The 19,098-nt window shown below is 57.4% G+C and carries 20 protein-coding genes; 12 read left to right on the top strand and 8 right to left on the bottom strand.

Translation table 11 applies throughout. From position 1 onward, the window contains the following. Positions 1–804 carry an ABC transporter ATP-binding protein gene (locus DFR26_RS04375; RefSeq protein ID WP_116207756.1) on the bottom strand — a complete coding sequence of 268 codons (804 nt, stop codon included), beginning with the start codon at positions 802–804 and terminating at the stop codon, positions 1–3. A 147-nt stretch (positions 805–951) separates the two neighbouring features. On the opposite strand from DFR26_RS04375, the gene DFR26_RS04370 reads away from it, so the two are divergent. The 10 genes from DFR26_RS04370 (at position 952) to yjgA (ending at position 8,124) form a co-directional block, all read left to right on the top strand. Next, complete coding sequence (locus DFR26_RS04370; RefSeq protein ID WP_116207755.1) at positions 952–1,923, top strand: KpsF/GutQ family sugar-phosphate isomerase; 972 nt, start codon at positions 952–954, stop codon at positions 1,921–1,923. Then, positions 1,923–2,456: a 3-deoxy-manno-octulosonate-8-phosphatase KdsC gene (gene kdsC, locus DFR26_RS04365; RefSeq protein WP_245953007.1), complete on the top strand. Its 534-nt coding sequence runs from the start codon at positions 1,923–1,925 to the stop codon at positions 2,454–2,456. Before DFR26_RS04370 ends, kdsC begins: the two co-directional genes overlap by 1 nt. Continuing rightward, positions 2,457–3,020, top strand: a complete 564-nt coding sequence (gene lptC, locus DFR26_RS04360) for an LPS export ABC transporter periplasmic protein LptC (protein WP_116207754.1) — start codon at positions 2,457–2,459, stop codon at positions 3,018–3,020. Further along, positions 3,004–3,558: a lipopolysaccharide transport periplasmic protein LptA gene (lptA, locus tag DFR26_RS04355; RefSeq protein ID WP_116207753.1), complete on the top strand. Its 555-nt coding sequence runs from the start codon at positions 3,004–3,006 to the stop codon at positions 3,556–3,558. Before lptC ends, lptA begins: the two co-directional genes overlap by 17 nt. Next, complete coding sequence (lptB, locus tag DFR26_RS04350) at positions 3,555–4,280, top strand: LPS export ABC transporter ATP-binding protein (RefSeq protein WP_116207752.1); 726 nt, start codon at positions 3,555–3,557, stop codon at positions 4,278–4,280. The genes lptA and lptB overlap by 4 nt, the downstream gene beginning before the upstream one ends. Continuing rightward, positions 4,280–5,749, top strand: a complete 1,470-nt coding sequence (locus DFR26_RS04345) for an RNA polymerase factor sigma-54 (RefSeq protein ID WP_116207751.1) — start codon at positions 4,280–4,282, stop codon at positions 5,747–5,749. The genes lptB and DFR26_RS04345 overlap by 1 nt, the downstream gene beginning before the upstream one ends. A 202-nt stretch (positions 5,750–5,951) precedes the next feature. Continuing rightward, positions 5,952–6,239, top strand: a complete 288-nt coding sequence (hpf, locus tag DFR26_RS04340; protein WP_116207750.1) for a ribosome hibernation-promoting factor, HPF/YfiA family — start codon at positions 5,952–5,954, stop codon at positions 6,237–6,239. Positions 6,240–6,378: 139 nt separating this feature from the next. Next, positions 6,379–7,251 (top strand): RNase adapter RapZ, encoded by an 873-nt coding sequence (gene rapZ, locus DFR26_RS04335; protein WP_116207749.1) that lies wholly within the window; start codon positions 6,379–6,381, stop codon positions 7,249–7,251. Then, on the top strand, positions 7,251–7,526 hold the full coding sequence (locus DFR26_RS04330) for an HPr family phosphocarrier protein (protein WP_116207748.1): 276 nt from the start codon (positions 7,251–7,253) through the stop codon (positions 7,524–7,526). The genes rapZ and DFR26_RS04330 overlap by 1 nt, the downstream gene beginning before the upstream one ends. Before the next feature lie 40 nt (positions 7,527–7,566). Next, positions 7,567–8,124 carry a ribosome biogenesis factor YjgA gene (gene yjgA, locus DFR26_RS04325; RefSeq protein WP_116207747.1) on the top strand — a complete coding sequence of 186 codons (558 nt, stop codon included), beginning with the start codon at positions 7,567–7,569 and terminating at the stop codon, positions 8,122–8,124. On the opposite strand, the gene DFR26_RS04320 is transcribed toward yjgA, so the two are convergent. Genes DFR26_RS04320 through DFR26_RS04290 form a run of 7 tightly spaced genes read right to left on the bottom strand, consistent with a single transcriptional unit; the run spans position 8,121 to position 17,129 of the window. Next, positions 8,121–8,939: a nitrilase-related carbon-nitrogen hydrolase gene (locus DFR26_RS04320; RefSeq protein WP_116207746.1), complete on the bottom strand. Its 819-nt coding sequence runs from the start codon at positions 8,937–8,939 to the stop codon at positions 8,121–8,123. The genes yjgA and DFR26_RS04320 overlap by 4 nt on opposite strands. A gap of 5 nt (positions 8,940–8,944) precedes the next feature. Then, positions 8,945–12,613, bottom strand: a complete 3,669-nt coding sequence (locus DFR26_RS04315; protein WP_116207745.1) for a YhdP family phospholipid transporter — start codon at positions 12,611–12,613, stop codon at positions 8,945–8,947. A 12-nt stretch (positions 12,614–12,625) separates the two neighbouring features. Beyond that, positions 12,626–14,098 (bottom strand): ribonuclease G, encoded by a 1,473-nt coding sequence (gene rng / locus DFR26_RS04310; protein ID WP_220375725.1) that lies wholly within the window; start codon positions 14,096–14,098, stop codon positions 12,626–12,628. A gap of 9 nt (positions 14,099–14,107) precedes the next feature. Further along, positions 14,108–14,695, bottom strand: coding sequence for a Maf family protein (locus tag DFR26_RS04305; RefSeq protein WP_116207743.1), 588 nt, complete (start codon positions 14,693–14,695; stop codon positions 14,108–14,110). Further along, on the bottom strand, positions 14,692–15,171 hold the full coding sequence (gene mreD / locus DFR26_RS04300; RefSeq protein WP_181898984.1) for a rod shape-determining protein MreD: 480 nt from the start codon (positions 15,169–15,171) through the stop codon (positions 14,692–14,694). The genes DFR26_RS04305 and mreD overlap by 4 nt, the downstream gene beginning before the upstream one ends. Then, positions 15,155–16,057, bottom strand: coding sequence for a rod shape-determining protein MreC (gene mreC / locus DFR26_RS04295; RefSeq protein ID WP_281269882.1), 903 nt, complete (start codon positions 16,055–16,057; stop codon positions 15,155–15,157). The genes mreD and mreC overlap by 17 nt, the downstream gene beginning before the upstream one ends. 31 nt (positions 16,058–16,088) lie before the next feature. Then, on the bottom strand, positions 16,089–17,129 hold the full coding sequence (locus DFR26_RS04290; RefSeq protein WP_220375699.1) for a rod shape-determining protein: 1,041 nt from the start codon (positions 17,127–17,129) through the stop codon (positions 16,089–16,091). A 200-nt stretch (positions 17,130–17,329) separates the two neighbouring features. Here DFR26_RS04290 and gatC point away from each other — a divergent pair, with 200 nt between their 5' ends. Continuing rightward, entirely contained in the window at positions 17,330–17,617 is a 288-nt protein-coding gene (gatC, locus tag DFR26_RS04285) for an Asp-tRNA(Asn)/Glu-tRNA(Gln) amidotransferase subunit GatC (RefSeq protein WP_116207740.1), read from the top strand. Between the two features lie 2 nt (positions 17,618–17,619). Further along, on the top strand, positions 17,620–19,086 hold the full coding sequence (gene gatA, locus DFR26_RS04280) for an Asp-tRNA(Asn)/Glu-tRNA(Gln) amidotransferase subunit GatA (RefSeq protein WP_116207739.1): 1,467 nt from the start codon (positions 17,620–17,622) through the stop codon (positions 19,084–19,086). The last annotated feature ends 12 nt before the right edge of the window (positions 19,087–19,098 follow it).

Raw genomic sequence — 19,098 nt, 5'->3', positions numbered from 1 at the left:
TTAGGACCCCAACGCATCGGCCCAGCTGGGCGATGGGTAATGAAAGCGCACCGGGCCATCGGCGCTGCCATTTAAGAATTGCTGAACCAGCGGCGACTCGGAGGCACGCAGCTCATCGGGCGAGCCTTCGCCGACGACACGGCCATTGGCCAGCACATAGATATAGTCGGCAATCGACAAGGTCTCATCAACATCGTGGGAGACGATCACCGTGGTTAGCTGCAAGGCTTCGCGCAAGGTGCGAATGAGGCGCACCAGTACACCCATGACAATCGGATCTTGGCCAGCAAAGGGTTCGTCGTACATGATCAATTCTGGGTCGAGGGCAATGGCGCGTGCCAACGCGGCACGCCGCGCCATGCCACCGGAAAGTTCCGCTGGCGAGAGCTGCTCAGCGCCACGCAGGCCCACGGACTCGAGCTTCAAGCGCACGATATCGCCAATTAACTGCTCTGGCAGCGTGGTGTGCGCACGTAGCGGAAATGCGACGTTTTCATAGACCGATAAATCGCTAAACAAGGCGCCCGACTGAAATAGCATGCCCATGCGCGCACGCAACTTAAATAAGGCCTCGCGCGAGAGTTTCGGCACTTCCTGACCAGCGACTTGCACGCTGCCGCTGTCGGGGCGCAACTGACCGCCAATAAAACGCAACAGCGTGGTTTTACCACAGCCCGACGGCCCCATGATGGCGGTGACTTGACCACGACGGATGCGCACATTGACGCCATCGAAAATCACTCGTTCGCCGCGCGTAAAGCACAGGTCGGAAATAGTGACTAAATCATCTGCAGAGTCGGACATGGGCAAACAACGCCTAGCTGAATGAATGGCGCGCATCATAGCACCGATGGCAATTGCAGCGGAAACATCGCGTGGGGCTAGTCGTGGCCACCGGGGTTGTCCATAATCGCAACCACTCTCATAAACACACTGGCTAAGGATGACGACATGAGCGAGCGCGACTTTATTGCCTCAGGGCAACGTGTGTTGGCCGTGGAGCTGGCCGCCTTAGAGGCCATGCGCCCCTTGCTCGATGAGGCCTTTGGCCGCGCCTGCGAATTGATCATGGCCAGCACGGGCCGCGTAGTCGTTACCGGCATGGGCAAGTCGGGTCATATTGGCAAAAAGATGGCGGCGACCTTTGCCTCCACCGGCACACCAGCCTTTTTTATGCACCCGGGCGAGGCCAGTCACGGTGATCTCGGCATGGTCACGCCCCATGACGTGGTCATCGCTATTTCTAATTCCGGCGAGGCGCATGAAATTCTCGGTATTATTCCGGTCATCAAACGTCTGCGCGCCAAGCTCATTACCATCACCGCCCTGCCCGCCTGTAGCATGGCGCAGCTCGCCGATGTGGCACTGACCATCGGCAAATCGCCGGAGGCTTGCCCGCTGGGTCTTGCGCCGACCTCATCGACCACCTCCACACTGGTGCTTGGCGATGCGCTCGCGGTCGCTCTGCTTGAGGCGCGCGGCTTTACTGCCGAAGATTTTGCGCTGTCGCATCCTGGCGGTGCGCTCGGCCGGCGACTACTTTTACGCGTCGATGACATCATGCACAAAGGCGACGAGGTGCCAATGGTCAGCGTCGGTACTTCAATTCGCGATGCACTGCTGGAAATCACCCGCAAAGGCCTCGGTATGACCACCGTGGTCGATGCCGATGGCCGCTTGGCCGGGCTTTACACCGACGGCGATTTGCGGCGCAGTATCGACCAAAACCTAGACATCAAAAATACGCCCATCGAGCAAGTCATGACACCGAACTGCCTGACCGTACGTGCCGGCATCTTAGCGGCGGAAGCACTCGCCGAAATGGACGCGCGGCGCATCAATGGCGTGGTTGTCGTCGACCCCGAACATCGCCCGGTAGGCGCAGTCAATATGCACGGCTTCCTGCGGGCTGGAGTGGTTTAATGATTTCTTGTCGCGTTAAAGAAAAAGCACAGCACATCAAGCTCTTAGCGCTCGATGTCGATGGCGTACTCACCGATGGCCGGCTGTATTTCTCCGAAGCGGGTGATGAAAGCAAAACCTTCGACACGCAAGATGGCCACGGCATCAAAATGCTGCAGGCCGCGGGCGTGCAAGTCGCCATCATTACTGGCCGCACCACCGAGCTGGTGCAGCGTCGCGCACGCAATTTAGGCATTGTGCATTTGCAGCAAGGCCGCGAGGACAAGCTCGTGGCGCTCACCGAGCTCATCGGCACGCTCGGTTTAAGCCGCGATGAAGTCGCCTATGTTGGCGATGACTGGCCCGACCTGCCCGCCATCCTCGCCGCCGGTTTAGGCATTGCCGTGGCCAATGCGCATCAAGAGCTCCGCCAGCGCGCCGACCACGTCACCACGCTTGGCGGCGGGCGCGGCGCCGTGCGCGAAGTGTGCGACTTGCTGCTGATGGCACAGGGCCGCTACGACGACGCCCTTGCCCCATACTTGGCGCACTAAATGGACGCGCGCCCGCTGCTACGACTCTCCGGCATGCTGCTGGCCATCGGTGCACTTGGTTATTATGGCTATGGCGGTTGGAACACCAGCAACGTGAAAGATACGAGTGATGGCCGCACGCCAGACTATATTGTTGATGGCCTCGCACTGTGGCAAACCGGCGCCGATGGCCAGCTCCTGCAAACAGCCACTGGTCGCGAGCTTATCCATCGCCCCAGTCCTGAGCGCTTTGAGCTAACCCAGCCAGACTTGCGGCTCTACCGCAACGGCCAAGCCATGTGGCGCCTAACCAGTCAGCGCGCCAACAGCAGCGACCCCGGCAGTGAAGCCTGGTTTATTGGCGATGTGCAGGCTGTTCGCACACTCCCCGATGCTGCGCCACTGCAACTCAACACCACACGACTGCGCATTGAGCCCCAAGCCGACAAAGTCTCCACGCCTGAGCGCGTGACTATCATCAGCACGCAGGGCAAGATGAGCGGCACCGGACTCAGCGCTGACTTACAAGGCAAACATATGCAATTCTCATCTGCCGTTGAGGTGACTTATGCGCCAGCGCGCTAAGCCACTCTTTGGCCTATTATTTGTTGTGTCACTACTGCCGGCACTGGCGTGGGCGCTGCCTGAGGATGCTCAGCAGCCCGTCAATATTAGCGCCGACAATGCCCGTTTCGATGAAAAAACCGGCAAGGCTGTCTATCGCGGCAATGTCGTGGTCATTCAGGGCACGCTGAAAGTGCAAGGCGATACATTAACCCTACGCGTCGACGACCAAGGCGCGCTGACCACCGCACGCACATTGGGCAAACCGGCGCGTTATCAGCAGCGCACCGATCCGGCCAAAGGCTTAGTCAACGCCAGTGCCGATGAAATTCAGTTTGATCATCGCACCGGCAGCTTGGTGCTGATTGGCAATGCGCTGCTGACCCAAGACGGGGCGAAGTTTAGTGGCCCGCGCATTGTTTATTCGACCGAGAAAAAGCAGATTGAGGCCAGCGGCAACAGCGAGCAGCGCGTGCAGCTGGTGTTTCCACCGCAGGCGCGCGGCGAGAAAAAGCCGAGCAAAGACAACGCCAGCAGCTTCTCGGAGACTGCCCAATGAGCGTCTTGCGCGTAGAGAATCTCGCGAAAAGTTATAAAGGCCGCACCGTGGTCAAGGACGTCAGCCTGAGTGTGGAAAGCGCGCAAATCGTTGGGCTACTTGGCCCCAATGGCGCCGGCAAAACCACCAGCTTTTATATGATTGTCGGCTTGGTGCCGATGGAGCGCGGGCGCATTGTGCTCGATGGCCAAGATATTTCGCACTTGCCCATGCACGGTCGTGCCCGCAAAGGCATTGGCTATTTGCCGCAAGAGGCATCGATCTTCCGCAAGCTCAGCGTGGAAGACAATATTTTGGCAATTTTGGAAACCCGCGCCGACCTGAAAAAGGCCGATCGCCTCGCCAAGCTTGAGTCATTGCTGGCGGAGTTTCACATTACGCATATTCGCAAAAGCCTTGGCATGAGCCTGTCGGGCGGTGAGCGTCGGCGCGTGGAAATCGCTCGTGCGTTGGCCAGCGACCCGCAGTTTATTTTGCTCGATGAGCCGTTTGCCGGTGTCGACCCGATTTCGGTTGCCGATATCAAAGGCATCATCACGCACCTCAAGCAGCGCGGCATTGGCGTCTTAATTACCGACCACAATGTCCGCGAAACCCTCGATATATGCGAGAAGGCCTATATCGTCAGCGCCGGTGTTGAGATCGCCGAAGGCACGCCAGAGGCTATTTTGGCCAACCCACTGGTGCGCGAAGTGTATCTTGGGGAGCAGTTTTCGCTGTGATGAAACCGAGCCTGCAACTGGGGTTAGGCCAAAGCCTAACCATGACACCGCAGCTGCAGCAGGCCATTAAGCTGCTAGCGATGTCGACACTGGAACTGCAGCAAGAAGTGCAAAGCGCACTCGATGATAACCCGTTACTCGAGCTCGACGATGGCCAAGACGCCTCTGACGCCGCAAGCACAGATAACACCAACCCAGAAAGCCCGATTGCTAAAGAGCGCGAATCGCTAGACCTAGAAAAGCACGACTCCCTACACGATGAGCTACCGGTCGATACCGCCTGGGATGATGTCTATATTGGCAGCACCAGCGGCAGCGGCGGCGAACCCGTCGATGACGATGGCGAACCCATTGAGGCCCGCAAAGCCGCTGTTGAAACCTTGCAAGATCACCTGCGCTGGCAGCTCAACGTCACCCCTTTTAGCGAGCTAGACAGGGTCATTGCCGAGGCCATTATTGATGGCTTAGATGGCCGCGGCTACCTCACCGTAAGCCTCGATGAGCTCGCCGAAACCGCATTAAACTGGTGCAATGAAGCCGCTGAAGAAGACGAAGTCTTGGCGGTGCTGCATCGCGTGCAACACTTTGACCCGCCGGGTGTGGCTGCTCGTGATTTAAGCGAATGCTTGCTGATTCAGCTCAATCAGCGCCCGCCCGACACCGAATACCTCGCCAGTGCCAAGCTCATTATGCGCGAACACACAGCGCGCCTGGCCTCCGGCGACCTAGCCGGGCTGATGCGCGCCACGGGATTGTCTGAACGCGTCGTACATGCCGCCATTGCACTCATTCGCGAGCTCAAGCCACATCCCGGCGAGGGCTGGGCGAGTGCCGATGATGAGCGCCAGGTCATCCCCGACGTAGTGGTGCGCAAGCTGCGCGGGCTCTGGCGCGTTGAACTCAACCCCGACGCCGCGCCAAAGTTACGCGTCAATGCCGGGTACGCCGGCATGATCAAACGCGCTGATAGCAGCCGCGACAACCAATACATTCGCGACAATCTGCAAGAGGCACGCTGGCTCATTAAGAGCCTGCAAAGCCGCCATGAAACGCTACTGAAGGTCGCCAGTTGCATCGTTGAGCATCAGCGCGGCTTTTTGGAGCACGGCCCCGAGGCCATGAAACCGCTGATTTTGCGAGATGTGGCTGATGAGGTCGGCTTGCACGAATCGACCATTTCGCGGGTGACCACGCAAAAATACCTGCTCACCCCACGCGGACTCTACGAGCTCAAGTATTTTTTCTCATCGCATGTTGGTACTAGCGCCGGCGGTGAAGCCTCATCCACAGCCATTCGCGCCATGATAAAAAAGCTCGTGGGCCAAGAAAATCCGAAAAAGCCCTTGAGTGACAGCAAGTTAGCTGAGCTGCTTTTGGAGCAAGGAATTGAGGTGGCGCGACGCACCGTGGCGAAGTATCGCGAGTCCTTAAATATTCCCTCATCGAGTGACCGAAAGCGCTTGCTTTAATGCCGCAGAGATGGCTACAGTGAAGTCATACCGGATGTTGATGTGAAGCGAAGCACGTTGTGAACCAAACACTGGGAATCGCTGCTTTCGGACTCGACAGGCCGCCCGCGTTAGGGCTGCGATGCCCCAACCGTACGACCCGCCACTGCCTCGGAAGCCTTGGTTCCCGCTGTCGTCAACCACGAAAGCGAGGAAGCGTCTCATGCAGATGACCATCAGTGGACACCACGTTGAACTTACCCATGCCCTCCGTGATTATGCCGAGTCTAAGCTCGCGCGTATTGAGCGGCATTTTGACCACATCACCAGCATCGATGTCATTTTAAGTGTCGATAAACTGGTGCAAAAAGCCGAAGCTGTGATTCGAACGTCGGGCGCAAAACTGTTTGCCAACGCCCAGTCCGAAGACCTCTACGCCGCTATTGATAAACTGTCGGACAAACTCGATCGACAGGTGGTGCGTCATAAAGAGAAGCACGCATCGCACTAAGTCCACTTAGCCACTAACTAAATGCCCAGCCCCGCTGGGCATTTTTTATGGAAGACTCACGTTCAGTGACAAATACCTACTTGCCAATCTAGCGCCCGAGCCCGAGGATAGAGACCATCTGTGTTGTGCGGAAAATCTTATGAAATTGGTGATTGTCAGCGGCCGATCCGGATCAGGGAAATCAACCGCCCTGCACCAGCTCGAAGACTTGGGTTATTACTGCGTCGATAACTTACCGGTTGCGCTACTGCCAGAGCTTGTCGCCAACTTTTTACAAGAGAACACCAAGACAAACCAAGGCCTAGCGGTGGGCATCGATGCCCGCAACCGCCCCGCAGACATTGCCCGCTATGGAGACATTGCCACCACACTAACGGCGCAAAATACACGACCCGATGTGGTGTATTTAGATGCGCGCGATGACATCTTACTCGCACGTTTTAGCGCCACGCGTCGGCGCCACCCGTTAAGCTCCGACTCGCGCTCGCTCGATGAAGCCATCGCGTTTGAGCGCAAGCTCCTCGACCCACTCGCCTCGCGTGCCGTGCTGCAACTCGACACCACCACCCTCACCGTGCATGAGCTGCGTGAAAATCTCCGCACACGGTTTGCCGACCCCAGCACCACACAGCGCAGCGTCTTGCTCGAATCATTCGGCTTCAAGCATGGTGTACCGCTCGATACCGACCTAGTTTTTGACGTGCGCTGCCTGCCTAATCCGCACTGGGAAATGTCATTGCGCCATTTAACCGGACTTGACCAGCCTGTTGCCGACTACCTCACCGACCATCCGCTGGTTGAGGCACTATTTAACGACATAGAAAGCTTTTTAAATAAATGGCTGCCCGAACTGCAAGCCAACGACCGCAGCTACGTGACGGTCGCCATTGGTTGCACCGGCGGCCAGCATCGCAGCGTTTATATGGTCGAGCGCTTAGCGCAGGTATCGACAAATAGCTTGGGAAAACTGCAGGTTAGACACCGAGAACTTACCCGCCAAGGACCGCTGTAATGCCTGCGCATGCCGTCGATGTTGATATTATTAACCGCTTAGGTCTTCATGCGCGGGCATCTGCCAAGCTCGTGGAAACCGCTTCCCAATTCTCATCGGCTATTCGTATTGGGCGCGGTGAGCGTTTAGTTGATGCGCGCAGCATCATGTCACTGCTCATGCTTGGTGCTGGGCATGGCAGTTGCTTGCGCCTTCACATTGAGGGTGATGATGCAGATGCCGCGCTAGCCGCCGTCACAGCATTGATTGCCGACAGGTTTGGCGAATCAGAATAGGCTATCATGGCGGCATTATTGCTAGCCCGCTGGAGCTCCGATGAGTTTGCGTCACCTGCCAGAAGAAGATGATGAGTTTTTCATCAGCAAATCCGATCAAAAACGCTCGGTAGACCGCCTGCAAGCTTTAGGCGAGCGCCTGGCTGAGCTCAGCGATAAGCAACTCAAACAACTGCCCATCGATGACATGCTGCTGAAAGCACTGCTCGATACCAAAAAAATCAAAGCCAACGAAGCCCTCCGCCGTCACAAGCAATACATTGGCAAGCTTATGCGACACGCCGATGAAGCTGCGCTGTTAGCCGCCATGCATCCGCTTAAAAACCCCGCACTGCAGCGCCAGCTTGACCTTATTCAGGCGCGACTACTGCAGCAGGGCGATTCCTATATTGGCGAGGTGTTAGCGAAGTTTCCGGCCGCTGACCGACATACCTTGCGGCAATATGTTCGCCAGGCCCAGCAGGAGCAAAGCAAGCTCGCGGCGGCAGTGGCAGCTAAACCCGAGCCACCGGATGCCGCCGAATCAGCGGACCTGCCAGCGCCAGCCCAGCATCGACTTTGGCTGCATTTACGCGAACTGGCGGCTATTAATAGCTAATCGAGCCGGTGCGCCTCCACCGGCATGTCGGCACGCCATTGCTGCTGTTGCTGCTGATCAATGTCCGCCACAACCAGCGCTGGCTGGCCTGACTCATCACGAATCGCTAATACCTGCCCCCACGCATCAATGATTTGGCTATGTCCCCAGGTCTGGCGCGTGGCGCTGTGTTGGCCACCCTGGGCGGCACCAATAACCGCGCACTGATTTTCGATGGCGCGTGCACGCAACAGCACTTGCCAATGTGCAGCACCCGTTGCTGCGGTAAAGGCCGCGGGTACAACCAGCAATTGCGCACCGGCTTTGCGTAGCACCCGCGCCTGCTCAGGAAAGCGCAAGTCATAGCACGTGAGCACGCCAAGCGCGCCCCACGGGGTCAATAACAGCTCAGCCTCGTCACCTGGTTCATAGCGTGCAGACTCGCGGTATGCGCCTTGCGCATCGCCAACTTGAGCATCAAATAAATGGCGTTTGTCGTAGCGCCCGACGCATTCGCCCCACGCGCTAAAAAGCAGGCTGGCACTGCGCACGCGGCCGTTTGGCACCGGCGTACCATCAGGCCGATACGGCAGCGGCACCGTGCCCGCCAGCAGCCAAATCTTCGCCGCACGCGCTTGCGCCGCTAGCCACGCCAGCCACGACGCATGCGCTAGCGCGGCCTGAGCAACCGCATCAGGGCCAAAAACAAGGCAATTCTCAGGCAATACCAAGAGCTCAACACCCGCCGATTGCGCTTGGCAAATGCCGTAGCTAATGGCCTGCTGATTTGCGGCAATGTCATCGCTGCTACAAAGCTCTAAGGCGCCAACACGCATGCAAATTACTCCTGAGCGGCGGACTCAGCTGCCTTCTCAGGCTTCACGAGTGCCTCATCATCAATGCGTAAATTATCCCACGGACCCGTCACGTGATAACGCACGGAGGTCAGGCGTGAGAGCTGTTTATCGAGCAATAAATCGGCGGCGACCAACGCACCACCCACCACCGGGCCAGCCAGAAAGCCAGCCACCACCGGCACCGCGCTGCTCACGGGAATGTCCACGCGCAAGCGCTGATCTATCTGGCGCGTCAGCGTATTCACACTACCCCGGCCACGAAGATTTAATGACGGCCCGGCCAAATCAATATCTGCTGGCTTGATGATGCCCTGATTTAACTCCCCACTCAGGTCAAGCGAGTCGAAGCTCAGACCCTTGCGCGTGACATCGGAAAAATCGAAGCGCAACCGGCGCATGAGGTTACTGGCATTGACCAAACCAAAGACGCGCGCCAAAGGATTGAGCTGATTAATGCCGACCAGACGACCATCATTAAAGCGCGCATTGAGCGTACCCGAGACCCGATCGAGCGCCACGTCGGCTGGCGTGCCCGGCCACGTCAACGCCACATCCAGCTGGCCACGACGCGATTCCATACTCGCGGACAGACCCAGCTGGCTCAGCAGCGTGGCGCTGGCGCGCGTTTTGACCTGCCCCGATAAGCGGCTGGTCGCCGCACCGCCCGTGCCCCAACCAAATTCACCGGTAAACTCTGCCGCCGGCTGCGTCAGCGTCAAGGGCGCCACTAACCAACCGCCTTTATCTTGCGCCTTCACGCGCGCGCTCAGCTGTGTCGATGGCCATTGCGGCAAAGCTTTTGGTGCAATGCCTTCGGCTTCTATGAGCCAGTCGTTTTTTTCGCGCGCAATGCTCAACCGCACCGGCCCCAAATCCGTTGTACCCGCGCGCAACGATTGGCTTTGCACACTGAGTTGCTGCAGGCGCGGCAATGCCTCGGCAACAGGCTTGGCCGATGACTTTTTGCTTGGCGCCAACAGTGCTTGCCAAGCATTCAGCTGTAACGTAGCAACAGACGCCTCAATGCCAATACCGGGCTGCTCACGCCACGCCAAGCCGGGTAAACCGACGCGTAATAGCAGCCGAGTTAACTGATTATCGCGCCAGGTCAGCCCCGCCTGCGCCTTGCCAGCAATGCTTGCACGCGCCATCTGCACGCCCTCACCGAGCTTGCCCTGATAGTTCAACGCAGCCCGACTATCGGCCCGCTTAGCCAGTGGCTCAGGCAATAAAATAGCGAGCCCCTGCAGGTCGCTGCGAATGCGTAAATCGCTACTGCCTGCTCGCGCCACGGGCAAATCGAGCGCAACGGTTACCGGCGTACGGCCGGCTATCACCGCCGATAAATCACTACCCAACCAACGACTCAGCGCATCTGCGCTCACCGGCGCTTGCACATTCACCGCTTGCGAGTGCCATTGATTAGCGCGCTGCACACTAGCCAATGTGACTTGCGCGGGCTCATCCCAGAGCTGAGCACTGAGGCTGCCGTTGAGTCCGCGCTGGCTATCAAACGCAATATCGCCACTGACCTGCTGAAACGTTATCGGACTTGCGGCTAAGCCCACCGTGGCATCGTTCACGCGCGCCTCAACCTGCACACGCGCATCGAGACTGGCAAGAGGCAAAGTCAGTGAAAGCTGTGCTTGCGCTTCACCGCGCATCGCTAGGCGCTTGGCCACACCTGCTGTTTTTGAGCGCAATGGCGAATCGGCAAGCAAGCGATCAAGGTCGACTAAATCGAGTGTCAAATCCGAGTCAACTCGCAACACCGACTGTTTTAGATCGGCAATGCGCGCATCGGTTTGGCGCAGTTGTGCGCCCATAATGCGCCCCGAGTCGGCATGCACCTGCAACGCGCGCCCGCGTATATCGACGCGGCCATTGAGCTGCTGCAAGGTCGGCCAGCCGGCGGCATAGTCGAGCGAGGCATTGCTCATGCCAAATGACATATCGAGCACACCTGAGTCTGGCCGACCGGGCCGCACTTCGCCGCTAAAAACAAGTGCACCGCTTGGCACTTGACCCGCCACGAGTGACTTTCTTAACCACGCCAATGACTTATCGCCTGCTGCACGCCACGGCACATAACGCCAAGCACTGGCCACCTGGCCGTCATAGAGCCCCGCCAATAAATCCAATCGCGGCGCGCTGTTTTTATCGTGCGGTAGCTGCAGGGCAAACTGCACGCGCGCCTTCGCATCGGCGTTATCGAGCGATAAAACATCGCTGTCGACATGCCATTGCTGCGCACGCCGATACCAGCGCACACCGCCCCGCAAGGTATCAGCGCTAATGACCTCACGAAATACCTGCGGCGCATTAATGGTCGCGCCCCGCGCATCTAAATACACCAAGCCTTCGGTGGCACTGGCCTGTATCCAGCCCGCCATATTGTTGGCGCCAGGTAAGGTATCGTAGGCCTGCCAACTCAGCGCCTTAAACTCGGCATTGGCCGAGCGCAATGCCCACTGCTTATTCTCACGTACCGCCTCAATATGCATTCGAGGCACAAAGCCGGTGGGATTTAAGCGCTGCAATGGCGCCGCAAACGACGCCGGAATAACCCCTTCACGCTTCGCCAAGGCATAGCCTTCATGCAGCGATAAACCGGCCAGCGCAACGCTCAAGGCATCAGGCTGCCACGACACATGACCGCGCTGCATCGGAATCGCTAGGCCATCGAGCTGGCCACTGACCTCACTAAACGCCAGCCGGCCGCGCGCAAATTCACCCTGCACCATAAATACCCCGCGTAAATCGCGCAGACGATATGGTGGTGAATCAGGCCATTTCGCACGGCCGGAGACAGCTTGCACCGACAGCGTGGCCTGCGTTGGTGCATTGCCGGTCCCCGTGAGCCACAGCTCGCCCTGCCCAGACTGCAAATCAAACTGCCAACCCGCGGGCAATAAGGCGGCCCACGGCTGCCAGTGCTTGAGATTTTGAACACTCAAATAGATTTGCCATGGCGCGTCTTGCCAAGCCAACGGGTCACCCGCAATGCGAATCACACCACGCTGGATATCATCTCGGCCCTGCAGCTTAAATTGCACTTGCGCGCGATAATCGTTGTTGCGACTAAACTGGCTCACGGTTAGGTCTTCAACGCGCTGCGCCAGCTGCTTCGGTGCTTGCCACGTCAAGGCGCTGTTGCTCAGGGCAATGCTCGGTTGCGCAAATAGCCAGCGCAGCGTGTCGCCTAAGGCTTTCGGCTCAGACGAGCGCAAGCCGCTGAACTCGCGCACTCGTACACCACCAGCAGGATCAGGCTCAAGCGTCAGCGCCAAGCCATCAATCTCGCTACGCAAACGAGGCGATAAATCGCGCAAGCTCGCCCACCAATCAGGCCTGGTGCTAATACGGGGCACGGCCAGTAGCGTGAGCTGGGGTTGTTTGGGATCGGCTATTTGCACGCCATCAATGTGAATGCTCGGACTCAAGCCCTGCCAATCCGCCGTGATGCGCTCTACGCGAATATGCAGGCCGGTTTTTTCCGAGACATAGCGCTCAATGGCTGGCTTTTGCTGGTTGAGTAATGGCGCTAACTCACGCCCCAGCCCCACCGCCAATGCCAGCGGAATAAGCAAAATCGCCAGCAACCACAGTAAGCCGTGGGCACTGTGACTGACCACGCGGCGCGTGGGACTCATGGCATTGCTCGCTTAGAGCAAAACCACATCGTATTGCTCCTGTGAATAACTTGTCTCCACTTGAATGCGAATTGGCTTACCAATAAACGCTTCCAAGTCGGCCACCGCTGACGACTCTTCGCCCAATAAGCGATCAATCACGCGCTGGCTAGCCACCACCTCGTAGCCATTGGCGGCGTCGTAGGCGCGCGCCTCACGGAGCAACTCACGAAATATTTCGAAGCATACTGTTTCTGGCGTTTTCACCGTGCCGCGGCCGGCACAGCTCGGGCAGCTTTCGCACAAAATATGCTCCAGCGAATCACGCGTGCGTTTGCGCGTCATCTCCACTAAGCCCAATGACGACACTTGCGTAATGTGGGTTTTGGCATGATCGCGGGCGAGCATTTTTTCCAGTGAGCGTAAGACTTGCGTGCGATGCTCATCTTCTTGCATATCAATAAAATCAAGAATGATGATGCCGCCCAAGTTGCGCAGTCGCAGCTGCCGGGCAATCGCGTGCGTGGCCTCCAGATTGGTTTTAAAGACCGTGTCTTCTAAGTTTCGTGAGCCAACAAATGAGCCAGTGTTGACATCCACGGTGGTCATTGCCTCCGTCTGATCAATGATCAAATAACCACCGGACTTCAAATAGACCTTGCGCTCTAAGGCCTTCTGCAAGTCATCCTCAACATTATATAAATCAAACAGCGGCCGCTCGCCCTGATAAAGCTCCACCCGCGCCTCACAACCAGGCACAAACTCGCGCGCAAAGCTCAGCGCACGCTGCAGTGTTTCGCGGGAATCAATGAAGATTTTTTGCACTTCCGGACTAACGATGTCGCGCAGCGTGCGCAAAGGCAGCGGCAATTCTTCGCTGATGCAGGCCGGGCCATTGGTGTGCTGAATTTTGTGCTGAACATGCCGCCAGAGCTTGAGTAAAAACGCCATGTCGTGACGCAGCTCTGCGTCATCAACGCCTTCAGCAACGGTGCGCACAATAAACCCACCGCCCAGCTCACCAGCGATTTCTGCCGATAAACCACGCACCAACGCTTTTAGACGCTCACGCTCGGATTCGTCATCGATTTTCTGCGAGATGCCAAGCTGATCGCTGTAAGGCATGAACACCAAATAGCGCGCGGGGATCGATAGATCCATGGTCAGTCGCGCGCCCTTGCTGCCCATCATGTCTTTCATGACTTGCACGCTAATGCTCTGACCTTCATGCAGCGCTGAAATCGTTTCTGGGCGTTCGCGATCGGCGCCTAGGCGCACATCATTGACGTGAATAAACCCGGTACGGCTCAAGCCAATGTCAATAAATGCCGCCTGCATACCGGGCAATACACGTACGACTTTGCCACGATAAATATTGCCGACATGGCCTCGGTGCGCATTGCGCTCAATATATAACTCTTGCACCACGCCATTTTCGATTAATGCGACCCGTGACTCCATCGGTGTCACATTGATCAAGACCTCGTCGGTATTGGGGCCGCGCATAACCATAATTTATTCCCAGAGTGGATAGCCGGTGCGCCGCAACAGCGCGACTGTCTCCGCCAAGGGCAGCCCAACGACATTGGTGTAGCTGCCATGAATGGATTTCACATAGAGCGCCGCATACCCCTGAATGGCATACGCACCAGCCTTATCTTTGGGCTCATCACTGTCCCAATAGGCGACTTGATCGGCCTCCGGAATAGCCAAAAACTCAACGCGGGTGGTGACTACCTCGACCTCAGCGTGACCACCATGCATCACCGCAATGGCGGTATGCACGCAATGATCCGCGGAGGGTAGTAGCGCCCAAATGCGCTGCGCATCGGCCAATGATTCCGGCTTGCCTAAAATCTCACCGCCTGCCACCACGGTGGTGTCGGCTGCCAACACCCAGGCCTGCGGGTCATCGGCACGCACCTGACCAGCGTGGGCTTTGGCTAATGCTAAACGCTGCACATAATCGAGCGGCGACTCACCATCGCGCACTGACTCATCGACATCAACCGGCAACACCACGGGCGATAAATGCGCTTGCCGCAATAGCGCCAAACGGCGTGGCGAGGAGGAAGCCAAGAGCAAGCGTGGCGAGTTACTCATGTGCGCTGGCTCCAGCGTTTTAATAGCAGTAGGACCGTCGGCCACATCAGCGCGCTAGACAGCACTGGCAGGAAAAAATCGCTGCCATCCGATGGCGCTAGGCCTTGAAGCGACAAAATTAGGTAATGAATGCTTCGACTCAACGCCACTAATGCCAGCAATAGCAAGGTGGTATGGCGCACTGAAAAAACACCAGACCATTGGCCTGTGGCGCGTGTCAGCTGCACCACGACGACCATGGCAAGGCCATAAAACCCTAATGGGGTGGCCAGCAGCACATCGAGCAAGACGCCCATAACTAGCGCCAGCCACAGACCGAACCAATTGGGCGCATGCATGGCCCAAAAGACCAGTACCAGCATCAACCATTCTGGGCGCCATGGGTTGAGCTCATCGGGCAATGGCATGACGCTCAACATGAGCGCCGCGAGCATGCTGAGCAGCATGCCTAGCAGCGGATTACGGTGCTTCGGCATGAACAGCCTCCGACGCAGACGACGGCGCAGAAGCCGGTACTTCAGAGGCCGGCTCGATAAACTGCGCCCCCACGGGCTTCTCAAACAACGCCAACACGTAGCGACTGCGATCAAGTGCTGCCACTGGCAGGGCACTGATGCGCAAAAACTGATCATCCGCCTGACGGTCAATTTGCGTCACTCGCGCCACCGGGTAACCTTCGGGAAAGTCCAAACCCAGCCCTGACGTCACCAATAAATCACCGACATTGATGTCAGATTTTTCCGGCACGTATTGCAGCCGCAGCTCGCGACGATCGCCAGTACCCGACAAAATGGCACGAATACCATTGCGATTGATGCGCACTGGCACCGAGTGAGAACGGTCGGTGAGCAGCATCACGCGCGCAGTGGTATTACCCACCTGCATGACACGACCAAACACGCCATTGGCATCAAGAATGGCCTGACCAACATAAATGCCTTGCTGAAGTCCGCGATTGATAATCAAGACATGATGATCTGGGTTTGGATCGAGACCAATAATCTCGCTGATAAGCACGCGACTGTTGAGCACCTCGGCGGCACTTTGCAAGCCGCGCAGTCGGGCATTGTCGCTGGCGAGAAAAGACAGCTTCTGCACCTGCGACCGCAACAACAAATTCTCTTCGCGGAGCTGATCGCTTTCGGCTTGCAGCTGCAGCCCCATACGCAAATTACCCGATAACTCATCTAGGCTACGGCTGGGCCATGTGAGGCCCAGAAACACTGGCTCAATGACGCTATACAGCGCATTGCGCAGTGGCTGCAATGGACTCGGCCGCTGGCTATCAACAAGCAGTAATATCAACGCGCAAAGCATCGCGACGATGAACGTTACACCATCGCGACGATTGCTAAGAAACAGAGCGTTAGAGATAGCTCACCCCGCTAGGGCGTTAGTCTTGGAACAACATGTCGTAGGCGATGTTGTCGATGAACTCTAATGCTCGACCGCCACCACGCGCCACACAGGTAAGCGGATCTTCAGCCACAATCACCGGCAAGCCCGTTTCTTTTGCCATGAGTTTGTCGATGTCACGCAGCAATGCGCCGCCACCCGTCAAAACAATGCCGCGCTCAGCGATATCGGCCGATAGCTCAGCCGGTGTTTGCTCCAGCGCGCTTTTAATGGCGGTGATGATACCGGTGAGCGGATCTTGAATAGCACCCAAGATTTCATCGGAATTGAGTGTGAATGTGCGCGGCACACCTTCGGCAAGATTGCGGCCACGCACTTCGATTTCACGCAGCTCACCGCCTGCAAAGGCAGTGCCGATTTCTTGCTTGATGCGCTCAGCCGTGGCATCGCCAATCAGGCAACCATGCTGACGACGCACATAGGAGACGATGCAATCATCGAGCAAATCGCCACCAATACGCACCGAATCGGAATACACCGAACCCGACAGCGAGATCACTGCGATTTCCGTGGTGCCACCGCCAATATCGACCACCATGGAGCCGCAAGCCTGCTCAATCGGCAGACCAGCGCCAATGGCGGCGGCCATGGGCTCTTCAATTAAACGCACTTCGCGGGCACCGGCACCGAGCACGGATTCGCGAATGGCGCGGCGCTCAACCAGCGTGGACTTGCACGGCACACAGACTAAAACACGCGGGCGCGGCGGCATAATACCGGACTCATGGACGCGCTTAATAAAGTACTGGAGCATCTTTTCGGTAACTTCAAAATCGGCAATCACGCCATCTTTGAGCGGGCGAATGGCGGAAATATTGCCCGGTGTGCGACCCAACATGCGCTTCGCATCGGTACCGACAGCGGCCACAGTTTTGGTCACGCCATTGGTGCGAATCGCCACCACTGATGGCTCATCGAGCACAATGCCGCGCTCGGGGATGTACACCAGCGTGTTTGCCGTGCCTAAGTCAATCGCGAGATCGGCCGAGAACAAACCGAGAAGTCGTTTAAACAACATGGGAGTTACCTAAAATGAGGGCGCCGAAGCTTGGTGGAGCGCGACGCGGTTGAGCGGCTGCCAAGCACAAACACTTGGTCTACAATCGTGCAAGAGTAAACAAACTGCGACTTTTGGACAAGTTGTGAGTGTGATAACTTTAGCGATTCTCTCGCATTTCTTTGAGCCGCTTTAGCGCTCAGCCCGGAGCATTAGCCCTTATGGCACTGACATCAGAGCAAGTGGGTCGCATTGCCCATTTGGCACGCCTGCAACTCCCCAACGACGAGCAGCAACGCGTTACCGACAGCCTTAACACCATTCTTAGCCTCATCGATCAGCTGCAAGCCGTTGACACCAGTGGCATTGCGCCGATGGCGCACCCTGTTGATGCCACGCAAGCGTTGCGCGTCGATGCGGTGACCGAACCTAATCGCCGCGATGACTATCAAGCCATTGCCCCTGCTGTCGCTGATGGCTGCTACCTTGTTCCTCGTGTGGTCGAATAATCATGCATACCCTGTCTTTACGCGCCCTAGCCGATGGCTTGGCGCAGAAAAAATTCTCCAGTGTTGAGCTGACTCAGCACTTTCTTGAGCGTATTGCGCGTTTTGATAGCGCCACAACGGGCGGCTTAAATAGTTTCATCACCGTCACGCCCGAGCTCGCGCTGGCTCAAGCAGCAGAGGCCGACACACGACTGGCCAACGGCAATGCCCATGCGCTGACTGGCATCCCCTTGGCGCAAAAAGATATTTTTTGCAGCCAAGGCGTGCGCACCAGCTGTGGCTCGAAAATGCTCGACAGCTTCATCTCACCCTATAATGCCGAGGTCGTGACGCGCTGTAACGACGCCGGTTTGGTCATGCTCGGCAAGACCAATATGGATGAGTTCGCCATGGGCTCATCGAATGAAACCTCGTTTTACGGCAATGTGCAAAATCCGTGGGATACCTCCTGCGTGCCCGGCGGCTCATCCGGTGGATCAGCGGCGGCGGTAGCCGCTCGCCTAGCGCCAGCCGCGACCGGCACCGATACCGGCGGCTCAATTCGCCAACCGGCGGCACTGTGCAACCTTACCGGCTTAAAACCTAGCTACGGTCGCATTTCGCGCTGGGGCATGATCGCCTTTGCCTCCAGCCTCGACCAAGCCGGCCCGATGACGCAAAGCGCTGAAGATGCCGCACTGCTACTGCAAGTAGTGGCGGGCCACGATGCCAAAGACTCGACCTCCATTGATCATCCCGTGCCCGACTACAGCGCCAGCCTCAACGATTCACTCAAGGGCTTGCGCATTGGCCTACCCAAACAATTTTTTGGTGAGGGCTTAAACCCTGAAATCGCCACGCTCATTGAGGCGGCCATTGCTGAGCTGAAAAAACTCGGCGCCACGGTGGTTGAGGTTGACCTGCCCAATAGTGGCCTCTCGGTGCCCGCGTATTATGTGATTGCACCGGCCGAGTGCTCATCGAATCTGTCACGCTTCGATGGCGTGCGCTTTGGTCATCGCTGCGAAAACCCGACTGACCTCGAAGACCTTTACAAGCGTTCGCGCGCCGAAGGTTTTGGCGAAGAAGTCCGTCGCCGCGTGATGATTGGCACTTACGCCCTCTCCGCCGGCTATTACGACGCCTACTACCTGCAAGCGCAACGCGTACGCCGCCTCATCAAGCAAGATTTTGATCAGGCCTTTACGCAGTGTGATGTGATTTTGGGGCCAACTGCGCCGGAAGTTGCCTTCGCTTTAGGCGCGAAAAAAACCGATCCGGTGTCGATGTATTTGCAAGATATTTACACCATCGCCACCAACTTAGCCGGCCTGCCGGGCATGAGTATTCCTGCCGGATTCAGCCAAGGCTTGCCGGTCGGGCTGCAGCTCATTGGCCCGTACTGGAGCGAGGCGAAACTCTTGAATGTGGCGCACCGCTATCAGGGTGTGACCGACTGGCACACGCGCATTCCCGCGGCATTTGCATAAAGGATAGACACG

It is taken from the genome of Paraperlucidibaca baekdonensis, assembly GCF_003387535.1.
Lineage (GTDB): Bacteria > Pseudomonadota > Gammaproteobacteria > Pseudomonadales > Moraxellaceae > Perlucidibaca > Perlucidibaca baekdonensis.
This window is presented reverse-complemented; position numbering and strand designations above follow the sequence as displayed.

Bases quoted from the DNA above. Each gene is read 5' to 3' on its own strand.
- DFR26_RS04375 (WP_116207756.1), bottom strand. From the start codon at position 804: ATGTCCGACTCTGCAGATGATTTAGTCACTATTTCCGACCTGTGCTTT.
- DFR26_RS04370 (WP_116207755.1), top strand. From the start codon at position 952: ATGAGCGAGCGCGACTTTATTGCCTCAGGGCAACGTGTGTTGGCCGTG.
- kdsC (WP_245953007.1), top strand. From the start codon at position 1,923: ATGATTTCTTGTCGCGTTAAAGAAAAAGCACAGCACATCAAGCTCTTA.
- lptC (WP_116207754.1), top strand. From the start codon at position 2,457: ATGGACGCGCGCCCGCTGCTACGACTCTCCGGCATGCTGCTGGCCATC.
- lptA (WP_116207753.1), top strand. From the start codon at position 3,004: ATGCGCCAGCGCGCTAAGCCACTCTTTGGCCTATTATTTGTTGTGTCA.
- lptB (WP_116207752.1), top strand. From the start codon at position 3,555: ATGAGCGTCTTGCGCGTAGAGAATCTCGCGAAAAGTTATAAAGGCCGC.
- DFR26_RS04345 (WP_116207751.1), top strand. From the start codon at position 4,280: ATGAAACCGAGCCTGCAACTGGGGTTAGGCCAAAGCCTAACCATGACA.
- hpf (WP_116207750.1), top strand. From the start codon at position 5,952: ATGCAGATGACCATCAGTGGACACCACGTTGAACTTACCCATGCCCTC.
- rapZ (WP_116207749.1), top strand. From the start codon at position 6,379: ATGAAATTGGTGATTGTCAGCGGCCGATCCGGATCAGGGAAATCAACC.
- DFR26_RS04330 (WP_116207748.1), top strand. From the start codon at position 7,251: ATGCCTGCGCATGCCGTCGATGTTGATATTATTAACCGCTTAGGTCTT.
- yjgA (WP_116207747.1), top strand. From the start codon at position 7,567: ATGAGTTTGCGTCACCTGCCAGAAGAAGATGATGAGTTTTTCATCAGC.
- DFR26_RS04320 (WP_116207746.1), bottom strand. From the start codon at position 8,939: ATGCGTGTTGGCGCCTTAGAGCTTTGTAGCAGCGATGACATTGCCGCA.
- DFR26_RS04315 (WP_116207745.1), bottom strand. From the start codon at position 12,613: ATGAGTCCCACGCGCCGCGTGGTCAGTCACAGTGCCCACGGCTTACTG.
- rng (WP_220375725.1), bottom strand. From the start codon at position 14,098: ATGCGCGGCCCCAATACCGACGAGGTCTTGATCAATGTGACACCGATG.
- DFR26_RS04305 (WP_116207743.1), bottom strand. From the start codon at position 14,695: ATGAGTAACTCGCCACGCTTGCTCTTGGCTTCCTCCTCGCCACGCCGT.
- mreD (WP_181898984.1), bottom strand. From the start codon at position 15,171: ATGCCGAAGCACCGTAATCCGCTGCTAGGCATGCTGCTCAGCATGCTC.
- DFR26_RS04290 (WP_220375699.1), bottom strand. From the start codon at position 17,129: ATGTTGTTTAAACGACTTCTCGGTTTGTTCTCGGCCGATCTCGCGATT.
- gatC (WP_116207740.1), top strand. From the start codon at position 17,330: ATGGCACTGACATCAGAGCAAGTGGGTCGCATTGCCCATTTGGCACGC.
- gatA (WP_116207739.1), top strand. From the start codon at position 17,620: ATGCATACCCTGTCTTTACGCGCCCTAGCCGATGGCTTGGCGCAGAAA.